The 16,034-nt window shown below is 37.5% G+C and carries 10 protein-coding genes; 6 read left to right on the top strand and 4 right to left on the bottom strand.

Going from position 1 to position 16,034, the window contains the following annotated elements:
* The first annotated feature begins 15 nt into the window (after nt 1-15).
* The 3 genes from CGC49_RS07325 to CGC49_RS07315 all read left to right on the top strand — a co-directional run bounded on the left by CGC49_RS07325 (nt 16) and on the right by CGC49_RS07315 (nt 2,628).
* Nucleotides 16-1,257: a M48 family metallopeptidase gene (locus CGC49_RS07325; RefSeq protein WP_095912267.1), complete on the top strand. Its 1,242-nt coding sequence runs from the start codon at nt 16-18 to the stop codon at nt 1,255-1,257.
* 141 nt (nt 1,258-1,398) lie between these two features.
* On the top strand, nt 1,399-1,851 hold the full coding sequence (locus CGC49_RS07320; protein ID WP_042005881.1) for a 6-carboxytetrahydropterin synthase: 453 nt from the start codon (nt 1,399-1,401) through the stop codon (nt 1,849-1,851).
* Nucleotides 1,852-1,863: 12 nt separating this feature from the next.
* On the top strand, nt 1,864-2,628 hold the full coding sequence (locus CGC49_RS07315) for a UDP-2,3-diacylglucosamine diphosphatase (RefSeq protein ID WP_095912266.1): 765 nt from the start codon (nt 1,864-1,866) through the stop codon (nt 2,626-2,628).
* A gap of 373 nt (nt 2,629-3,001) precedes the next feature.
* Here CGC49_RS07315 and CGC49_RS07310 read toward each other — a convergent pair whose 3' ends face one another.
* Nucleotides 3,002-5,284, bottom strand: coding sequence for an NADP-dependent malic enzyme (locus CGC49_RS07310; protein WP_095893893.1), 2,283 nt, complete (start codon nt 5,282-5,284; stop codon nt 3,002-3,004).
* Between the two features lie 171 nt (nt 5,285-5,455).
* Here CGC49_RS07310 and CGC49_RS07305 point away from each other — a divergent pair, with 171 nt between their 5' ends.
* The gene (locus tag CGC49_RS07305; RefSeq protein ID WP_232745166.1) at nt 5,456-7,462 is read left to right on the top strand and encodes a family 20 glycosylhydrolase; all 2,007 of its coding nucleotides are present in this window, start codon (nt 5,456-5,458) and stop codon (nt 7,460-7,462) included.
* Between the two features lie 166 nt (nt 7,463-7,628).
* Entirely contained in the window at nt 7,629-8,750 is a 1,122-nt protein-coding gene (locus CGC49_RS07300) for an adenylate kinase (protein ID WP_082024978.1), read from the top strand.
* A 58-nt stretch (nt 8,751-8,808) separates the two neighbouring features.
* Here the strand turns inward: CGC49_RS07300 and CGC49_RS07295 are convergent, their stop codons facing one another.
* The 3 genes from CGC49_RS07295 to CGC49_RS07285 form a co-directional block, all read right to left on the bottom strand.
* A complete protein-coding gene (locus CGC49_RS07295; RefSeq protein WP_042006441.1) occupies nt 8,809-9,009 on the bottom strand; it encodes a hypothetical protein in 201 nt (66 codons plus the stop codon).
* A 94-nt stretch (nt 9,010-9,103) separates the two neighbouring features.
* Nucleotides 9,104-10,870, bottom strand: a complete 1,767-nt coding sequence (sppA, locus tag CGC49_RS07290; RefSeq protein WP_095912265.1) for a signal peptide peptidase SppA — start codon at nt 10,868-10,870, stop codon at nt 9,104-9,106.
* A gap of 87 nt (nt 10,871-10,957) precedes the next feature.
* Complete coding sequence (locus CGC49_RS07285; RefSeq protein WP_095912264.1) at nt 10,958-13,234, bottom strand: GH92 family glycosyl hydrolase; 2,277 nt, start codon at nt 13,232-13,234, stop codon at nt 10,958-10,960.
* Between the two features lie 419 nt (nt 13,235-13,653).
* Between CGC49_RS07285 and CGC49_RS07280 the strand changes: the two genes are divergently transcribed.
* The gene (locus tag CGC49_RS07280; RefSeq protein WP_095912263.1) at nt 13,654-15,921 is read left to right on the top strand and encodes an aconitate hydratase; all 2,268 of its coding nucleotides are present in this window, start codon (nt 13,654-13,656) and stop codon (nt 15,919-15,921) included.
* Nucleotides 15,922-16,034: the final 113 nt, after the last annotated feature.

Below are 16,034 nucleotides of genomic sequence, written 5' to 3'. Positions count from 1 at the left end.
CAAAATATATCAAAAATGGACGCTACAACCTTATTTTATCTAATACTGGCTATATTTATTGCCGAACATTTGTTAGACGAATGGATTTCAACACTAAATGCTCAAAGATTTAGAGATCCGATTCCAGAGGTGTTAGCGGATGTTTATGACACTGAATCATACGAAAAATCGCAAAACTACAAGTTTGAGGGACATCGTTTTTCAACCTTTTCCTCGTGGTTGTCGTTTGCTCTGACTTTGGTGGTTTTGAGTCTTGATGGTTTTGCCTTTTTAGATGGTTTTCTACGTCAATATTTTGAAAATGAAATAGTTATTTCTTTATTGTTTTTCGGAATACTGATGCTGATTAGCAACTTAATAGCTTTGCCATTTGAGTATTATGCTACCTTTGTTATTGAAGAAAAGTATGGCTTTAATAAAAGCACACGTACCTTATTTTTTACGGACTTTTTGAAGGGACAGGCTCTGACTCTATTTATTGGCGGAGGGATATTGGCTTTAGTGGTATGGTTTTACCTTTGGGTGGGTACATATTTTTGGATTTATACTTGGTTGTTAGTCAGTGGTTTTTCGGTAGCGATGGCGTTTCTATATACTCGATTGATAGTCCCTTTGTTCAACAAACAGACCCCCTTGGAGGCGGGTGAATTGCGTGATGCCATTGAAGAATATGCAAAAAAGGTTGGTTTTCAGCTGAAAAACATCTATGTGATTGACGGTTCAAAACGTTCGACCAAAGCAAATGCTTATTTCTCAGGGTTCGGAAAGACAAAACAAATCACTCTTTACGACACTCTCATCAAAGACCTTACTACAGATGAAATTGTTGCTGTTTTAGCTCATGAAGTTGGACATTACAAACATAAACACATTCTTTTCAATATATTAGAATCGACAATTCTAACAGGGATAACGCTCTACGTGTTGTCTTTAGCTATTGAAAATTCTATTTTTTCGGAAGCTTTAGGAGTGCAAACGCATAGTTTCCATATCGGTTTGTTAGCTTTTGGATTGCTTTACAGCCCTATTTCAACAGTTACGGGTTTGATTTCTAACTACATATCTCGAAAATTCGAATATCAAGCAGATGAATACGCCAAAACGACTATGGGTACGGCAGAGCACTTGGTCACTGCTTTGAAAAAATTGTCTCGTAACAGCCTTAGTAATCTGACTCCACATTCATGGAACGTGTTTTTAAATTATTCACATCCAACACTTTATCAACGCGTAATTCATTTACAAAAAGAAATGTAAAGATACTAGATACTTTTCAATGATTCCAAAAACTGCATTTGATTGCTTGAACGGATGCTGAATTGATATTACATTTTACAGCAGATTTGATTGTATATCGCTAAAACTTGCGTATTTTTGCGTACTAAAATTAATCAAATAATGGCAAAAATACGAATCACCAAAAAGTTTGACTTTGAAGCTGGACATGCTCTTTATGGCTATGATGGCAAATGTAAAAACCTGCATGGACATAGCTACAAACTCCACGTTACTGTTATTGGAGAACCTATTACTAATCCATCCGATGTGAAATTTGGAATGGTTATTGACTTTGGCGATTTGAAAAAAATTGTAAAACGAGAGATTATCGATGTATTTGATCACGCCATGGTTTTTAATGGAAATTCTCCTCATTTAACTCTTGCTCAAGAGCTTATAGATAAAGAACACCATATAATAACTGTAGATTATCAACCTACAAGTGAAAATTTGGTTGTCGATTTTGCAGAACGTATCAAAAAACATTTGCCAAGTAATGTTACGCTGTTTTCGTTGCGTTTACAGGAAACGGAGAGTTCGTATGCTGAATGGTTTGCTAACGACAATTTGTAAAATTTCTTCGCTATGGAAATCTCATTAGCAGGTGATAAAAAAATATACTTTGCATCGGATAATCACTTAGGAGCACCTAATTTTGTAGCAAGTCGTCCACGTGAAAAACGTTTCGTCCAATGGCTTGACCGAATCAAAACCGATGCAGGAGCTATCTTTCTCTTGGGAGACCTTTTTGATTTTTGGTTTGAATATGAAACAGTGGTCCCAAAGGGATTCGTCCGTACTTTGGGGAAATTAGCCGAGTTAAGTGATAGTGGCATTCCTATTTATTTTTTCGTGGGCAATCATGACCTTTGGATGGAGGATTATTTTCAAAATGAATTAGGAATACCTGTCTTTCACAAACCTTTAAGTTTTACCGCCAATGGGAAACGTTTTTTTGTAGGACATGGTGATGGATTGGGACCTGGAGACAAGGGATTCAAACGTATGAAAAAAGTGTTCACGAATCCTGTTGCCAAGTGGTTTTTCCGATGGTTACACCCTGATTTTGGAGTGCGATTAGCTCAGCATATGTCTGTTAAAAATAAATTAATTTCGGGGAATGAAGATGTCAATTTTTTAGGAGAAGACAGAGAATGGCTGGTGTTATACTGCAAACGTAAATTAGAAACCCAACACTACGACTATTTTCTTTTCGGACATCGCCACTTACCTATGCAAATTCATCTTAATGATAAAGCAACTTACGTCAACACAGGCGATTGGATTCATCACTTCACTTATGCTGTATTTGATGGAAATAGTTTGCGTTTGGAAAAATGGGATAAGTAATTCTCGCTAAGATTGATTCTGGACTGAAGAACGATTTATCTGATTTGTTTGGTTCTTGAGTTTTCAATATTTCGTAGAGTCACACATCTGAGCGTCTTACGATATAATCAGATTCAACTTTTCCTTTTTATGTTGATAACTAATCTTTGTGCTAATTTACTTTAATCAAGTATTTATTTAAACTCATCTTTTGACTGCGGGAACTGGAATCCTATTGACACATAGATTTTTACTCAAAAAAAACTTAAGCTGTCCAAAAAGTCAAATTTTAGCAATTTCACAAAACTTAATATATTGAAAATAAGTATTTTATTTTTAATATTTTGCTAAAAACAACCCTTTTCGGACAGCTTCAAGTCTTATATGTGAGAAATTATTTCTTTCGGAGTTCTCGTTCTTGTGCATCAACCACGGCCAAAGTTGCTAAATTGACCATTTCATCAACGCTTGAGCCCAAAGTAGTTACGTGAATCGGTTTACTAAGACCTAAAACAATAGGCCCAACGGTATCCAACTGTTGTATTTCTTTCAGCATTTTATAAACAATATTAGCTGACTCCAAGTTTGGAAATATCAATACGTTAGCTCCTTTTCCATTGTTTAGTTTTGAAAAGGGGAACGATTTAGCTAACTTCTCTGGATTGATAGCAAAATCGGCCTGAATTTCTCCATCAACAACTAAATCGGGGTGATTTTTATGTAAATAAGCTACTGCCTCACGTACTTTTTGTGTACTTTTTGAACTGGCAGATCCGAAATTTGAATAAGAAAGCATAGCGATTGAAGGCTCTATACCAAACATTTTCACAGCCTTTGCAGTCATTAAAGTGATATTGGCCAAGTCTTCAGCGGAAGGATCAACATTAATAGTTGCATCAGAAATAAACAAAGGCCCTTGTTGAGTCATCATAATACTGGTTGCAGCAATGCGTTTCACTCCTTCCTCTTTCTCTACAAGTTCTAAAATTGGACGAATAGCCGATGGATACGATCGAGAATAGCCTGTTATCATTGCGTCGGCCTCCCCTGTATTGACCATCATTGCACCAAAGTAGTTGCGTTCACGCATTAATCGTTCTGCACTAACCAAAGTAACGCCACGTCGCTGATGTTTTTGCCAATAGACTTCTGAAAAGGCCTCTCTCCTTGATTTTTCAGTATCTGTTTTAGGGTCAATAATCATTACATCAGCAGTAAAGCCAACTTCTTCTTTGAGTTCGGTAATGATTTCTTTTCTTCCTAAAAGAATCGGAATTCCAATGCCGTCTTCATACAACCGTTGGGCAGTTTTCAACACCTCAATATGGTCGGCTTCAGGAAATACCACTCGTTTTGGATTTCGTTTGGCTCGGTCTTGTAATAATCTGATTTCCTTACTACCTTTACCTGAACGTTCGATAAGTTCCTCACGATAAGCATCCCAGTCCGTAATTGGTTTTAGTGCCACTCCTGATTCGATTGCTGCTTTAGCCACCGCTGGTGGAATTTCGTAAATCAATCGATAATCGAAAGGCTTAGGAATGATATAGTTACGTCCAAAAGAAAGGTTTTCATTGCCATAAACTAGCGACACTTGATCGGGAACCGTTTTCTTTGCCATATCTGCCAGAGCATGAACAGCCGCCAATTTCATTTCCTCGTTGATTTTGGTGGCACGTACGTCCAAAGCCCCTCTGAAAATAAACGGAAATCCTAACACATTATTCACTTGGTTGGGAAAGTCAGAGCGTCCCGTTGCCATCAGAATGTCTTGACGCGTATTCACTGCTAATTGATAGTCAATTTCAGGAACAGGATTCGCCATGGCAAATACAATAGGATCTTTTGCCATTGACAACAACATTTCTGGACTCACTACATTTCCTTTTGATAATCCGATAAATACGTCTGAATCTTTCATTGCTTCTTCCAAGGTGTGGATATTTCTATCCGTAGCAAATTCTGCCTTTTGCTCTGTCAGATTAGGACTATCCTTACGGATAACACCTTTACTGTCACACATCACAATGTTTTTAGGATTTGCTCCTAAAGCAATGTAAAGTCTGGTACACGAAATGGCTGCTGCTCCCGCTCCATTGACTACAATCTTTACTTGATGGATATCTTTTTTAACAATTTCTAAAGCGTTTTTTAAGGCTGCTGCAGATATGATAGCTGTTCCATGTTGGTCGTCGTGCATCACCGGAATATCGAGTTCCTCTTTCAGTCGGCGTTCAATTTCGAAAGCCTCAGGAGCTTTAATATCCTCCAAATTAATACCTCCAAACGTAGGGGCAATGGCTTTGACCGTTTCCACGAATTTGTCAATATCAGTAGCATCTACTTCTATGTCAAATACATCAATGTCAGCAAAAATCTTGAATAACAAACCTTTACCTTCCATTACAGGTTTGGAGGCCTCAGGGCCAATGTCCCCCAGACCTAACACAGCAGTTCCATTGGAAATCACGGCAACTAAATTACTTTTTGAAGTATATTTATATACGTTTTGTTTATCCTTAGCAATTTCCAAACAAGGTTCTGCTACACCTGGGGAATATGCTAATGACAAATCGTGTTGCGAAGCATATTTTTTAGTAGGTACAATGGCTATTTTTCCAGGTTTGGGGAACTGATGATAGTCCAACGCCTCTTGTTTTTTTCTGTTATCTTTCATGTTTATGTTATAATAATAAATCAATAAAACTATCCGCAAAAGTAGAATGTTTTCAAATAATAAGCAATAATTTTTAGGAAAATATGAATTAGACGGTAAAATTCAACTTTTTTTAATTTTAAAAAATGTATCTTTGTAATCAAATAATAAAGTACCTGTAAAATCCATGTTATGAAGTTTATGTTTACATCCCTGATTTGCTTATTAACTTTTTATTCCTATGCTATTTCGGGTGTTAACCACTTACTACCTAAGCCTCAGCTAATAGAGATTAACAATTCATCTTTTTCTTTACATAAAGTACGACTTTCTACAACCGTTTTGCAAACACAGTGGCAAAATTTCATCAAACAAATGAGAGGAACTATATCCGATAAGGCTAACAAACTCATTGAAGTAAAGCTTGTCAATGATATCCCTCAAGCTAGAGTCAACAAAGAAGAGGCTTATACATTATCGATCTCCAAAGACAAAATACTAATCGAATCGACCACGGAAAAAGGGGTGTACTGGGCTATGCAAACTCTACGGCAACTGGCAACAAATAAAGGAGATACAACTGAATTTCAAGGTTGCTATATACTAGATTTCCCTGCTTTTCGTTTTCGTGGATTTATGCAAGACGTAGGGCGAACTTTTATCTCTTTGGAAGAATTAAAAAAAGAAATTTCCATACTTTCACAATACAAAATCAATGTTTTCCACTGGCACCTAACTGAGAACCAAGGGTGGCGATTAGAAAGTAAAAAACACCCCATTCTAAACCATCTTTCCAGCTATGAGCGTTCGCACGGGCAGTTTTACACTCTTGATGAAGCTAAAGAATTGGTTGAATTTTGCAAACAACACAATATGATACTGATTCCTGAAATTGACATGCCTGGGCATAGTTTGGCCTTTCGTAAAGCATTTAACCACGATATGCAATCAGAAGAAGGTATGAAAATTTTGAAAGAACTTTTGGATGAAATGCTACCTTATTTCGATGTGCCGTACTTTCACATTGGCACAGATGAGGTGGAATTCACAAATCCAAACTTTGTTCCCAACATGGTGCAATTCATTCGTGAACGAGGTAAAAAAGTAATCTCATGGAATCCTGGTTGGAACTACAAAGCAGGCAATATTGACATGACTCAATTGTGGAGCTACCGTGGAAAAGTACAAAAAGACATCCCTGCGATTGACTCTCGATTTCACTATCTCAATCACTTCGATGCTTTTGGTGATATAATCGCTTTGTACAACAGCCGTATTCTAAACGTTACCCAAGGAAGTGACAACTACGCAGGATGTATACTTGCTGTATGGAACGATCGCTTTATTCCTAATGAACAGGAAATACTGATTCAAAACAATTTTTACCCATCAATGTTAGCCTTGGCAGAACGCTCCTGGTTAGGCGGTGGCACAGAATATTTTGACAACAAAGGTACAATCCTATCATCAAAAAAAGATCTCAATTTCATAGCCTTTGCAGATTTCGAACGCCGAATGCTGTGGCATAAAAATAACTATTTTAACAACCTACCCTTTGCTTACGTAAAACAAACCCACATGGAATGGACCATCACAGATCCTTTCCCAAACGAAGGTGATTTAACAAGGTCTTTTCCTCCTGAAAAAGAACTGTCGAATAGCTATACCCATCAAGGCAAAACCTATTACACACAAAAAACAATCGGCGGAGGCATCTACTTAAGACATGTTTGGGGAAAAATCGTAAAGTCATTGTACGAAAATCCTCTACCCAATCATACGGCATATGCCTATACGCACGTATACTCTCCTAAAAGACAAAAAGTGGGACTTTGGATAAGCACTCAGAATTACAGTAGGTCAGAAAAAGATTTACCTCCACCACAAGGAAAATGGGACTACAAAGAAAGTCGTGTTTGGATAAACAATTCTGAAATACACCCACCTAATTGGCAGTCATCACACACCCAAAAATCTAATGAAACACCATTGACAAACGAGAATTTTGAGGTACGCCCTCCTATTCCCGTAATCCTTAAGAAAGGTTGGAACAAGATACTATTGAAACTCCCTATCGGGCATTTCTCAACTCCAGAAGTTCGTTTAGTGAAATGGCATTTTAATTTTGCTTTCGTGAGCTTGGACGGTAAAAACGAAATACAACAGCTCAGGTTCGACGCTGACAGAAAAACGCAATAACTATCATAATAAACAGAGCATACGAAACTAAAAAAACAGACACACAGAGTCGGAAATATGAAATACCTTTTAACAACAAATCCCTTAATGTAAAAAATCAGCGATAAGATTAAAAACGATTGTTTTTTTGAGAAAAATTCGTACTTTTGTTTTTTATTTATTTTCTATGGAAATCATAAAAATACACGACAAATCATTTGAACCTTACATTGATGCGGCTCAAATACAGCAAATTATTCAACGAATGACTTCAGAAGTAGCTCGAGACATGGAAGATACAACTCCTGTATTTGTCTCTGTGCTTAATGGGGCGTTTATGTTTGCATCCGATTTTGTACGTAACTACAAAGCAGATTGCGAAATAACGTTTGTAAAACTATCGTCCTACGAGGGAATGCACTCTACTGAGAAAGTACGTGAACTCATCGGTTTGGATATTTCAGTCGAAGGACGCGATGTGGTAGTATTGGAAGATATTATCGACACAGGAAATACACTCGAAGAAATCTATCGTATTTTCCACAATAAAGGCGTGAAATCTTTGCGCATTGCAACACTTTTCTTCAAACCTGATGCCTACAAAAAGAACTTGAAAATAGACTACGTTGGTATGCCTATTCCCAACCGATTTATCGTTGGCTACGGACTTGACTATGACGAATTAGGACGAAATTTACCTCATGTATATCAATTAAACACATCTTTGACAATGACAAATTTAGTTTTATTTGGAAAACCAGGAGCAGGAAAAGGTACACAAGCTACTTTCCTGAAAGAAAAATACAATTTGGTACACATCTCTACTGGAGACTTGTTCCGATACAACATCAAAAACGAAACTCCACTGGGCAAACTAGCACAATCGTATATGGACAAGGGAGATTTAGTACCCGACGAGGTAACCATACAGATGTTACAACAAGAAATTGATAGCAATCCAGATGCGAAAGGTTTTATTTTTGACGGATTTCCACGCACCATTGCACAAGCAGAGGCTTTGGATGCATTCTTAACTTCCAAAGGAATTAAAATTCATGGAACATTAGCATTAGAAGCAGATGACGAAATTCTTATCCAACGCCTTGTTGAGCGAGGAAAGGTGAGCGGACGTACCGATGATCAAGATGAAAGTAAAATCAGAAATCGATTTGTAGAGTACAATCAAAAAACGGCTCCTCTGATTGAATTCTACAAAAAGCAAGGTAAATACCACGCTATCAATGGAATAGGAAGTATCGAAGAAATCACGAATCGACTTTCCGAGGCTATTGAAAATCTGGAAAAATAAAAACGAAAAGGCTGTCTGATAGTTCTCGGACAGCCTTTTCTAATTAACAATTAAAATTCTACTTTTTATTTATAGAAACCACACAATCAATCAATTCTGGTTTGTCTTTGGTGTAGTTATCTAACCACACTTTCAACTCCTCTTGTTCGTAAGGTAGTAATTTGTCTAAGGCTTTGTTGAGTTCCTTACAGAAGAGTTCTGAATTAAAACTTACTTTTGACAGAATTAACTTAGCATACTCAACCATCGGTCTTTTCATAGTATTAATGTTTTGACGTTTTCTTTTCACAAAGATACGAAAGAAAACAGAAACAAAACAAAATAAAAAGTTAAAGTTTTGGTAAAACTTAGAATCAATCTAAGCTAACATCAAAAAGCATACGTGCTTGAATTCCTTCTTGTTGCGATAACAATTTGATTTTCTCGTACATTTGATATGCCTCTTTACCTAACTCTTCTTGTAACGAATGAGATTTTAAGGACATCGCATAAGTGCCGAACATTTCTTTCAAACTGGTCTTAAACAATGGGTAAGACACTACACTGTACGACTCCAAACCTTTTTCATTAGCTACAAATTCCAACACATTATCCAATGTCCCAATTTGATCCACCAAACCCAACCTCAATGCGTCTTTACCGCTCCACACTCTCCCTTGTGCAATTTCATTGACTTGTTCAGTTGTCATGCCACGACCTTCTGCCACGCGTTCCAAAAAGAGTTCATAAATCTGTTCAACAGATTCCATATTCTCATCAATGAAACTTTTAGACGGCTTTTCAAAAAGACTGTATTCCAACGCGTTAGAATGAGTTGTCACCTGTTCAGCATTGACACCCCATTTTTCTGCTAATTTGCTAACATTTGGCACAGCTCCAAAAACACCTATCGAACCTGTAATAGTTCCGGCTTCGGCAAAAATCTTATCAGCATGACAAGCAATGTAGTATCCACCTGAAGCTGCGTAATTTCCCATTGAAACGTATACATTTTTATGCTGTTTTGTAACAGCTATTTCTCTGTGAATCAATTCCGAAGCTAACACACTTCCTCCCGGGGAGTTGATGCGCAAAACGATAGCCTTTACATCATCATTTTTCACAGCCTTGCGCAATGATTCTACTATAGTTTTATCGCCTACGATTCTGGAGTTACCACTCCCATACATGATTTCACCTTCGGCATAGATTACCGCAATTTTATCCTTTGCTTTTTTAGAATATTTTTTAGAAACACTTTCGGTATACTCTTCTATGTTTATGTGATTAACATCTTCAATTTTAGAGACATTCATTGCCTCACAAAGTATGTTCTCAAATTCATCTTGGAAAAGCACTCCGTCTACCATTTTGTTTTTCAAGGCCAACTGTGGAGTTCTTGCTTCTAAATTTGTAGCAATAGCGTTCAGATCTTCTACTGTAATGGCTCTACTTTCAGCAATATCTTGAACAATAATATCCCAAACTGAGCTCAATAACTCTTTGATTTGGAGTCGATTTTCATCACTCATTTTATTGTCTAAGAACGGTTCTACAGCACTTTTGTATTTTCCATGACGAATTACTTCCATTGACACTCCTGTGTTATCCTGTAAATCTTTAAAAAATAGCACTTCAGATGACAATCCTCTGAAATTCAATTTTCCTAACGGACTTACATAAATCTTATCCGCTACCGTTTGCAAGTAGTAATCTGACTGTGGAATTACATCATTGTAGGCATAGATGAATTTACCTGAAGTTTTAAAATCCTCCAAAGCAACACGTAATTCCCGAACTAAAGCCAATCCCGATAGATTACCTGAACTTTTCAAAAGAATACCTTTTATTTTACTGTCAGTTGAGGCATGTTTAATTGCTTTAAGAATGCTGTTCAAGCCGTTGTATTCTTCAATGGTATAATCAAAATCTTCAAGATAAACCTTTTCACCATAATCTCTTAAAGGCATTTTGAACTCCAACTCTAACACTGAATTGTCTTTCACAATCACCGCGGCACTGTCTGTCGACCCTATCGATGACATCATTACTGACATAAATATGAGAAAAATAATGAAAAATATCCCCAAGGATATAAAAAAACCGAGAATGGTCGCTAATACATTTTTTAAAAAAGTCATTTGTTTTATCTGTTTATCCTTTGTTATTCGTTAAAAATATTATATACGTCGTAATTTTTGTTCTGTATGATTATTTAAGCATCCTATTTAGAACTTGTTTGCATTTTTTTTTGTATTCAAAGGCTTTCTATCCAATTCAAATCGTATGTTTTTAGCTTTTTTTAGCTCTTCATGAGTTATAAAATACGATTTGTAAGGTTTCCCATCAATAAGAATATGTTTTATATACACATTTTCAGGAGAAGCGTTTGATTCGATAATCAATTCACCATTTGGATAATATTTTTTATCCAATGAAAGGATGATTTTATTAAATTTTGGAGCTGTAAAAGTGTATATTGGCTCTGCAGGGCTTACTGGATAGAATCCCATCATTCCGTAAATCAACCAAGCTGACATTACCCCTGTGTCTTCATTACCTGGTAATCCTGCGGGTTTATTCTGAAAGTACTCTTCAATGAGGTCGTGTACTCTTTTTTGAGTTTTCCATTCGCTTCCTCGAACGTAGTTATACAAGTAAGGATAAGCAATATCAGGTTCATTTGCCATGTCATATTGCTTGGAATCAAAGATATGATCCAGCTGTTTTTCAAAAGCTCTCTCACCCCCCATCATTTTTATCATTCCTTTTACATCGTGAGTTACCATGTATACATATTGCCACGCATTTCCTTCAATGTAGCCTACGTTTTTCTCAAAATTTGCTCCACTTGCAGGATTAAAAGGTTCATACCATTTGCCATTGCTATACTTGGGTCGAAGTAATTTAGTTTGACTATCAAACAACTTTCTGTAAGAATACGCTTGTTTATTAAAACGCTCATAATCAGATTTTTTACCTAATTTTTTCGCCAATTGAGCAATTGCAAAATCGGCTATGTTATATTCCTGTGTGGTGGAAACAGGGCCTGCCACCCCGCCATCTACACTCAAATACCCCAACTTCCAATATTCTTCTACACCTGGGCGTATTGGATTGTTTTTGAGAGTGTTTGCTCCTTTCAACATTGCTTGAAATGCCTTTTCGATATCAAAATCGGTCAGTCCTCGCAAGTAGGTATCTGCCAAAACAATACTTGCAGGGTCGCCAACCATTGTAAACGTTTCTGTGGAGTTGAGTTCCCATTTTGGTAACCAACCGCTTTCGTCATAAATATCTAACATCGATTTTATCATACCTAACTGTTGTTCAGGATAGAGCAAAGTCATCAGTTGGTGATAGTTACGATACGTATCCCACAAAGAAAAAACGGTGTATCGATTGCTTGATTTCCCTATTTTGTTAGTTTTGCTCTGAGGATAATCACCATTCACATCATTTAATACGTTGGGATGTATTGAAGCATGATACAACCCTGTATAAAAAATTGTTTTTTGGTCGTCTGTACCTCCTTCAACACGTGCGTGAAGTTGTTTATTCCATTCGTTTTTAGTTTGTTGATAGACATCCGCAAAGGTTTTTACGCCAATTTCTTTCTCTAAATTTTCACGAGCATTAGCAATACTTACGTAGGAAATACCTACTTTCACCTCCACTATTTCTTCCTTATCAAACTTATATCGGAAATACGCTCCAATGCTATCCCCCACCACTTCTCTGGAAAAACCCTCTTTCAAACGCACATCGCCATTGTACCACATCCACTCGGCTTCCACTCCCTTATACGTTTCTGGTTTATGCCAAACGCCGTAGTTCATTGCAGGTTTTGAGAGTTTTGCAACAAAATAAACGGGATAAGCCAACTCCGGACTATTGTAGCAGAATGACCCCACCATCCGCATTCCCTCCACCTCGGTTGGCGAAACGATTTTGACCATCGCTCCTTGCTCATTGGTTAGTCCTAAACCCAAATTGAGCAAAATGTTTGCTTCCCCTTTCGGAAAATGATAACGACTCACCCCGGCTCTTGTTGAAGCTGTCATCTCGGCTTTCACGTTATACTTTGTCAAATGCGTACTGTAATATCCTGCCGAAGCCTTTTCGTTCGAATAAGTAGTTCCATAGTCCAAATGATTCGTTTTTAACTCCCCCGTAGTCGGCATGGTGATGATAACCCCCAACTCTGGACAACCTACACCACTCAAGTTAACGTGCGTAAAACCTGTTAAAAATCTATTTTCATTTACGTAAGGATTCGATAGCCAACGACTGTCTTTTTCCAATGGATCTTTAATTCCCTTAGTGTCAAATACAACGTTAAAGGGTGAAATACTCAACATTCCGCGGGGAGCAATTGCCCCTGGATGAGTCGCCCCATAGTTAGAGGTTCCGATAAACGGATTTACATAGTCCGCTGGGGTTTGTGCTGTTAACACAGTTGCCGACAGACACAATGCTGACAAAACAATCTTGTGTAGTTTCATAAATTATTATTTTAGTATATTATTCTCAGTAAACAACATAGTGGCAAAGGTAAGAAAAATAATCTTATTTCTGGGAAATATGTCGATGTGAATGTGCAAAATAGAATTTAAATTCCCCTTCTTAGCATCGCATCAAAAAAACATTTTTCTTAGTCTTATCAAAATAGAATTAATATAAATAAGAATATTTTATTGAAAATATTACATTCTCAAAAAAGCAATTTATTTGCAATTTATATATGACAATGATTATTTTTAAATAAATAATTTACTATTTTATAAATATTTCTCGCTTATAGCAATCAAAAAAACATATTTATAATAAAACAACAAAAAAATGTTTTATTAGATATATTTTATCAATTAAAAAAAAGACCATATATTTGCGTATTAGGAAATGAATATAAAAACACATAATTATGGCTTTCGATATTGAAATGATTAAGGCGGTGTACGAAAATATACCTTCGCGTGTGGACAAAGCACGTGAATTGGTTGGGCGTCCGCTGACACTTTCTGAAAAAATTCTATATGCTCACCTGTGGGACGGGCAACCTTCACAGGCTTACACGCGAGGAAAAGACTATGTTGATTTTGCACCCGATCGTGTGGCATGTCAAGACGCAACTGCTCAAATGGCATTGTTACAATTTATGCACGCAGGAAAATCAAAAGTTGCAGTGCCTACAACGGTGCACTGCGACCACCTCATCCAAGCCAAAGTAGGAGCTGAAAAGGATCTTTCTGTGGCAAACGAGCAATCAAAAGAAGTCTTTGATTTTCTTTCATCTGTTTCAAATAAATACGGCATCGGATTCTGGAAGCCAGGTGCTGGAATTATCCACCAAATAGTATTGGAAAATTACGCATTTCCTGGAGGTATGATGATTGGGACAGACTCACACACTGTGAACGCTGGTGGACTTGGAATGCTTGCCATCGGTGTGGGAGGTGCTGATGCTGTGGATGTTATGGCAGGAATGGCATGGGAATTAAAATTTCCCAAGCTAATCGGGGTAAAACTCACGGGAAAACTAAACGGATGGACTGCTCCGAAAGACATCATCCTACGCGTGGCGGATATCTTAACTGTAAAAGGCGGAACGGGAGCTATCGTAGAGTATTTTGGTGAAGGAGCAGAGTCTATTTCTTGTACAGGTAAGGGAACTATCTGCAATATGGGAGCTGAAATCGGAGCTACAACCTCAACTTTTGGATATGACGATTCAATGCGTAGATATTTAAAGGCAACAGGTCGTCAGGATGTGGTGGAAGCTGCCGACAAGGTCGCAAAATATTTAACAGCTGACCCAGAAGTATATGCTAATCCAGAAAAATATTTCGACCAACTTATTGAAATAAACCTTTCAGAATTAGAACCTTATATTAACGGACCTTTCACTCCTGACCGAGGAACTCCAGTCTCAAAAATGAAAGAAGTAGCTAGAGAAAACGGATGGCCTCTAAAAGTAGAGTGGGGGCTAATAGGTTCTTGTACAAACTCTTCCTATGAGGATATGTCAAGAGCTGTATCCATTGTAAAACAAGCATTGGATTTAGGCATTACCCCTAAAGCTGAATTTGGAATCAACCCTGGTTCTCAGCAGATTAAGTACACTATAGAACGCGATGGAATGATTGAAGTTTTTGAAAAACTAGGAACAAAAGTATTTACTAATGCTTGTGGACCTTGTATCGGTCAATGGGATAGAGAGGGTGCTGACAAACAAGAAAAAAACACCATTATTCACTCTTTCAACCGTAACTTTTCAAAACGTGCCGATGGAAATCCAAATACACACGCTTTCGTAACTTCGCCTGAAATGGTCGCTGCTCTAGCTATCTCAGGTCGTTTAGATTTCAACCCAATAACGGATAAGCTACTAAATGATAAAGGCGAAGAGGTTATGTTCAAACCTCCATATGGCGACGAACTTCCCGTAAAAGGATTTGATGTAGACGACCCTGGCTACCAAGCTCCTGCAACAGACGGATCGGGCGTAGAAGTGGTTGTACGTCCCGACTCACAACGTTTACAATTATTAGCCCCGTTTGAACCATGGAACGGTAAAAATATTACGGGAGCGAAATTACTTATTAAAGCAGAAGGAAAATGTACTACTGACCATATTTCGATGGCGGGCCCTTGGTTGCGTTACCGCGGACATTTGGACAATATTTCAAACAATATGCTCATAGGAGCTGTGAATGCTTTCAATGGGAAAACCAATGCGGTAAAAAACCAATTTACAGGAGCTTATGAGGAAGTCCCTGCAGTACAACGTCAGTACAAAGCTGAAGGAGTACCGTCAATCGTAGTGGGCGATCAGAACTATGGAGAAGGATCTTCACGTGAACATGCTGCAATGGAACCTCGCCATTTAGGAGTAAAAGCAGTTTTAGTTAAATCATTTGCTCGTATTCACGAAACAAACCTAAAAAAACAAGGTATGTTGGCACTTACATTCGCTAACGAAGCTGACTACGACAAGATTAAAGAAGACGACACTGTAAATTTCTTAGACTTAGTTGACTTCGCTCCTAATAAACCGTTGCAGTTGGAGTTTGTTCATGCCGACGGCTCAAAAGATATCATAGTAGCGAACCATACCTATAACGAAAGTCAAATTGAGTGGTTTAAAGCCGGTAGTGCCTTGAACTTGATTGCTTCAAATGCTAAAAAATAGATTCTGTTGATATGAATGAAAGAGGCGTTATTTGAAAAGGAATACGCCTCTTTCGTGTTTTAAATTAAGAGCTGAGTGCTATTGAATCTGAATGCTTTCCTGATTTTGAGTCT

It is taken from the genome of Capnocytophaga sp. H4358 (assembly GCF_002302515.1).
GTDB lineage: Bacteria > Bacteroidota > Bacteroidia > Flavobacteriales > Flavobacteriaceae > Capnocytophaga > Capnocytophaga canis.
This window is presented reverse-complemented; position numbering and strand designations above follow the sequence as displayed.

What these genes read in the sequence shown, in the direction of transcription:
- CGC49_RS07325 (WP_095912267.1), top strand. Translation starts at nt 16, where the DNA reads ATGGACGCTACAACCTTATTTTATCTAATACTGGCTATATTTATTGCC.
- CGC49_RS07320 (WP_042005881.1), top strand. Translation starts at nt 1,399, where the DNA reads ATGGCAAAAATACGAATCACCAAAAAGTTTGACTTTGAAGCTGGACAT.
- CGC49_RS07315 (WP_095912266.1), top strand. Translation starts at nt 1,864, where the DNA reads ATGGAAATCTCATTAGCAGGTGATAAAAAAATATACTTTGCATCGGAT.
- CGC49_RS07310 (WP_095893893.1), bottom strand. Translation starts at nt 5,284, where the DNA reads ATGAAAGATAACAGAAAAAAACAAGAGGCGTTGGACTATCATCAGTTC.
- CGC49_RS07305 (WP_232745166.1), top strand. Translation starts at nt 5,456, where the DNA reads ATGAAGTTTATGTTTACATCCCTGATTTGCTTATTAACTTTTTATTCC.
- CGC49_RS07300 (WP_082024978.1), top strand. Translation starts at nt 7,629, where the DNA reads ATGGAAATCATAAAAATACACGACAAATCATTTGAACCTTACATTGAT.
- CGC49_RS07295 (WP_042006441.1), bottom strand. Translation starts at nt 9,009, where the DNA reads ATGAAAAGACCGATGGTTGAGTATGCTAAGTTAATTCTGTCAAAAGTA.
- sppA (WP_095912265.1), bottom strand. Translation starts at nt 10,870, where the DNA reads ATGACTTTTTTAAAAAATGTATTAGCGACCATTCTCGGTTTTTTTATA.
- CGC49_RS07285 (WP_095912264.1), bottom strand. Translation starts at nt 13,234, where the DNA reads ATGAAACTACACAAGATTGTTTTGTCAGCATTGTGTCTGTCGGCAACT.
- CGC49_RS07280 (WP_095912263.1), top strand. Translation starts at nt 13,654, where the DNA reads ATGGCTTTCGATATTGAAATGATTAAGGCGGTGTACGAAAATATACCT.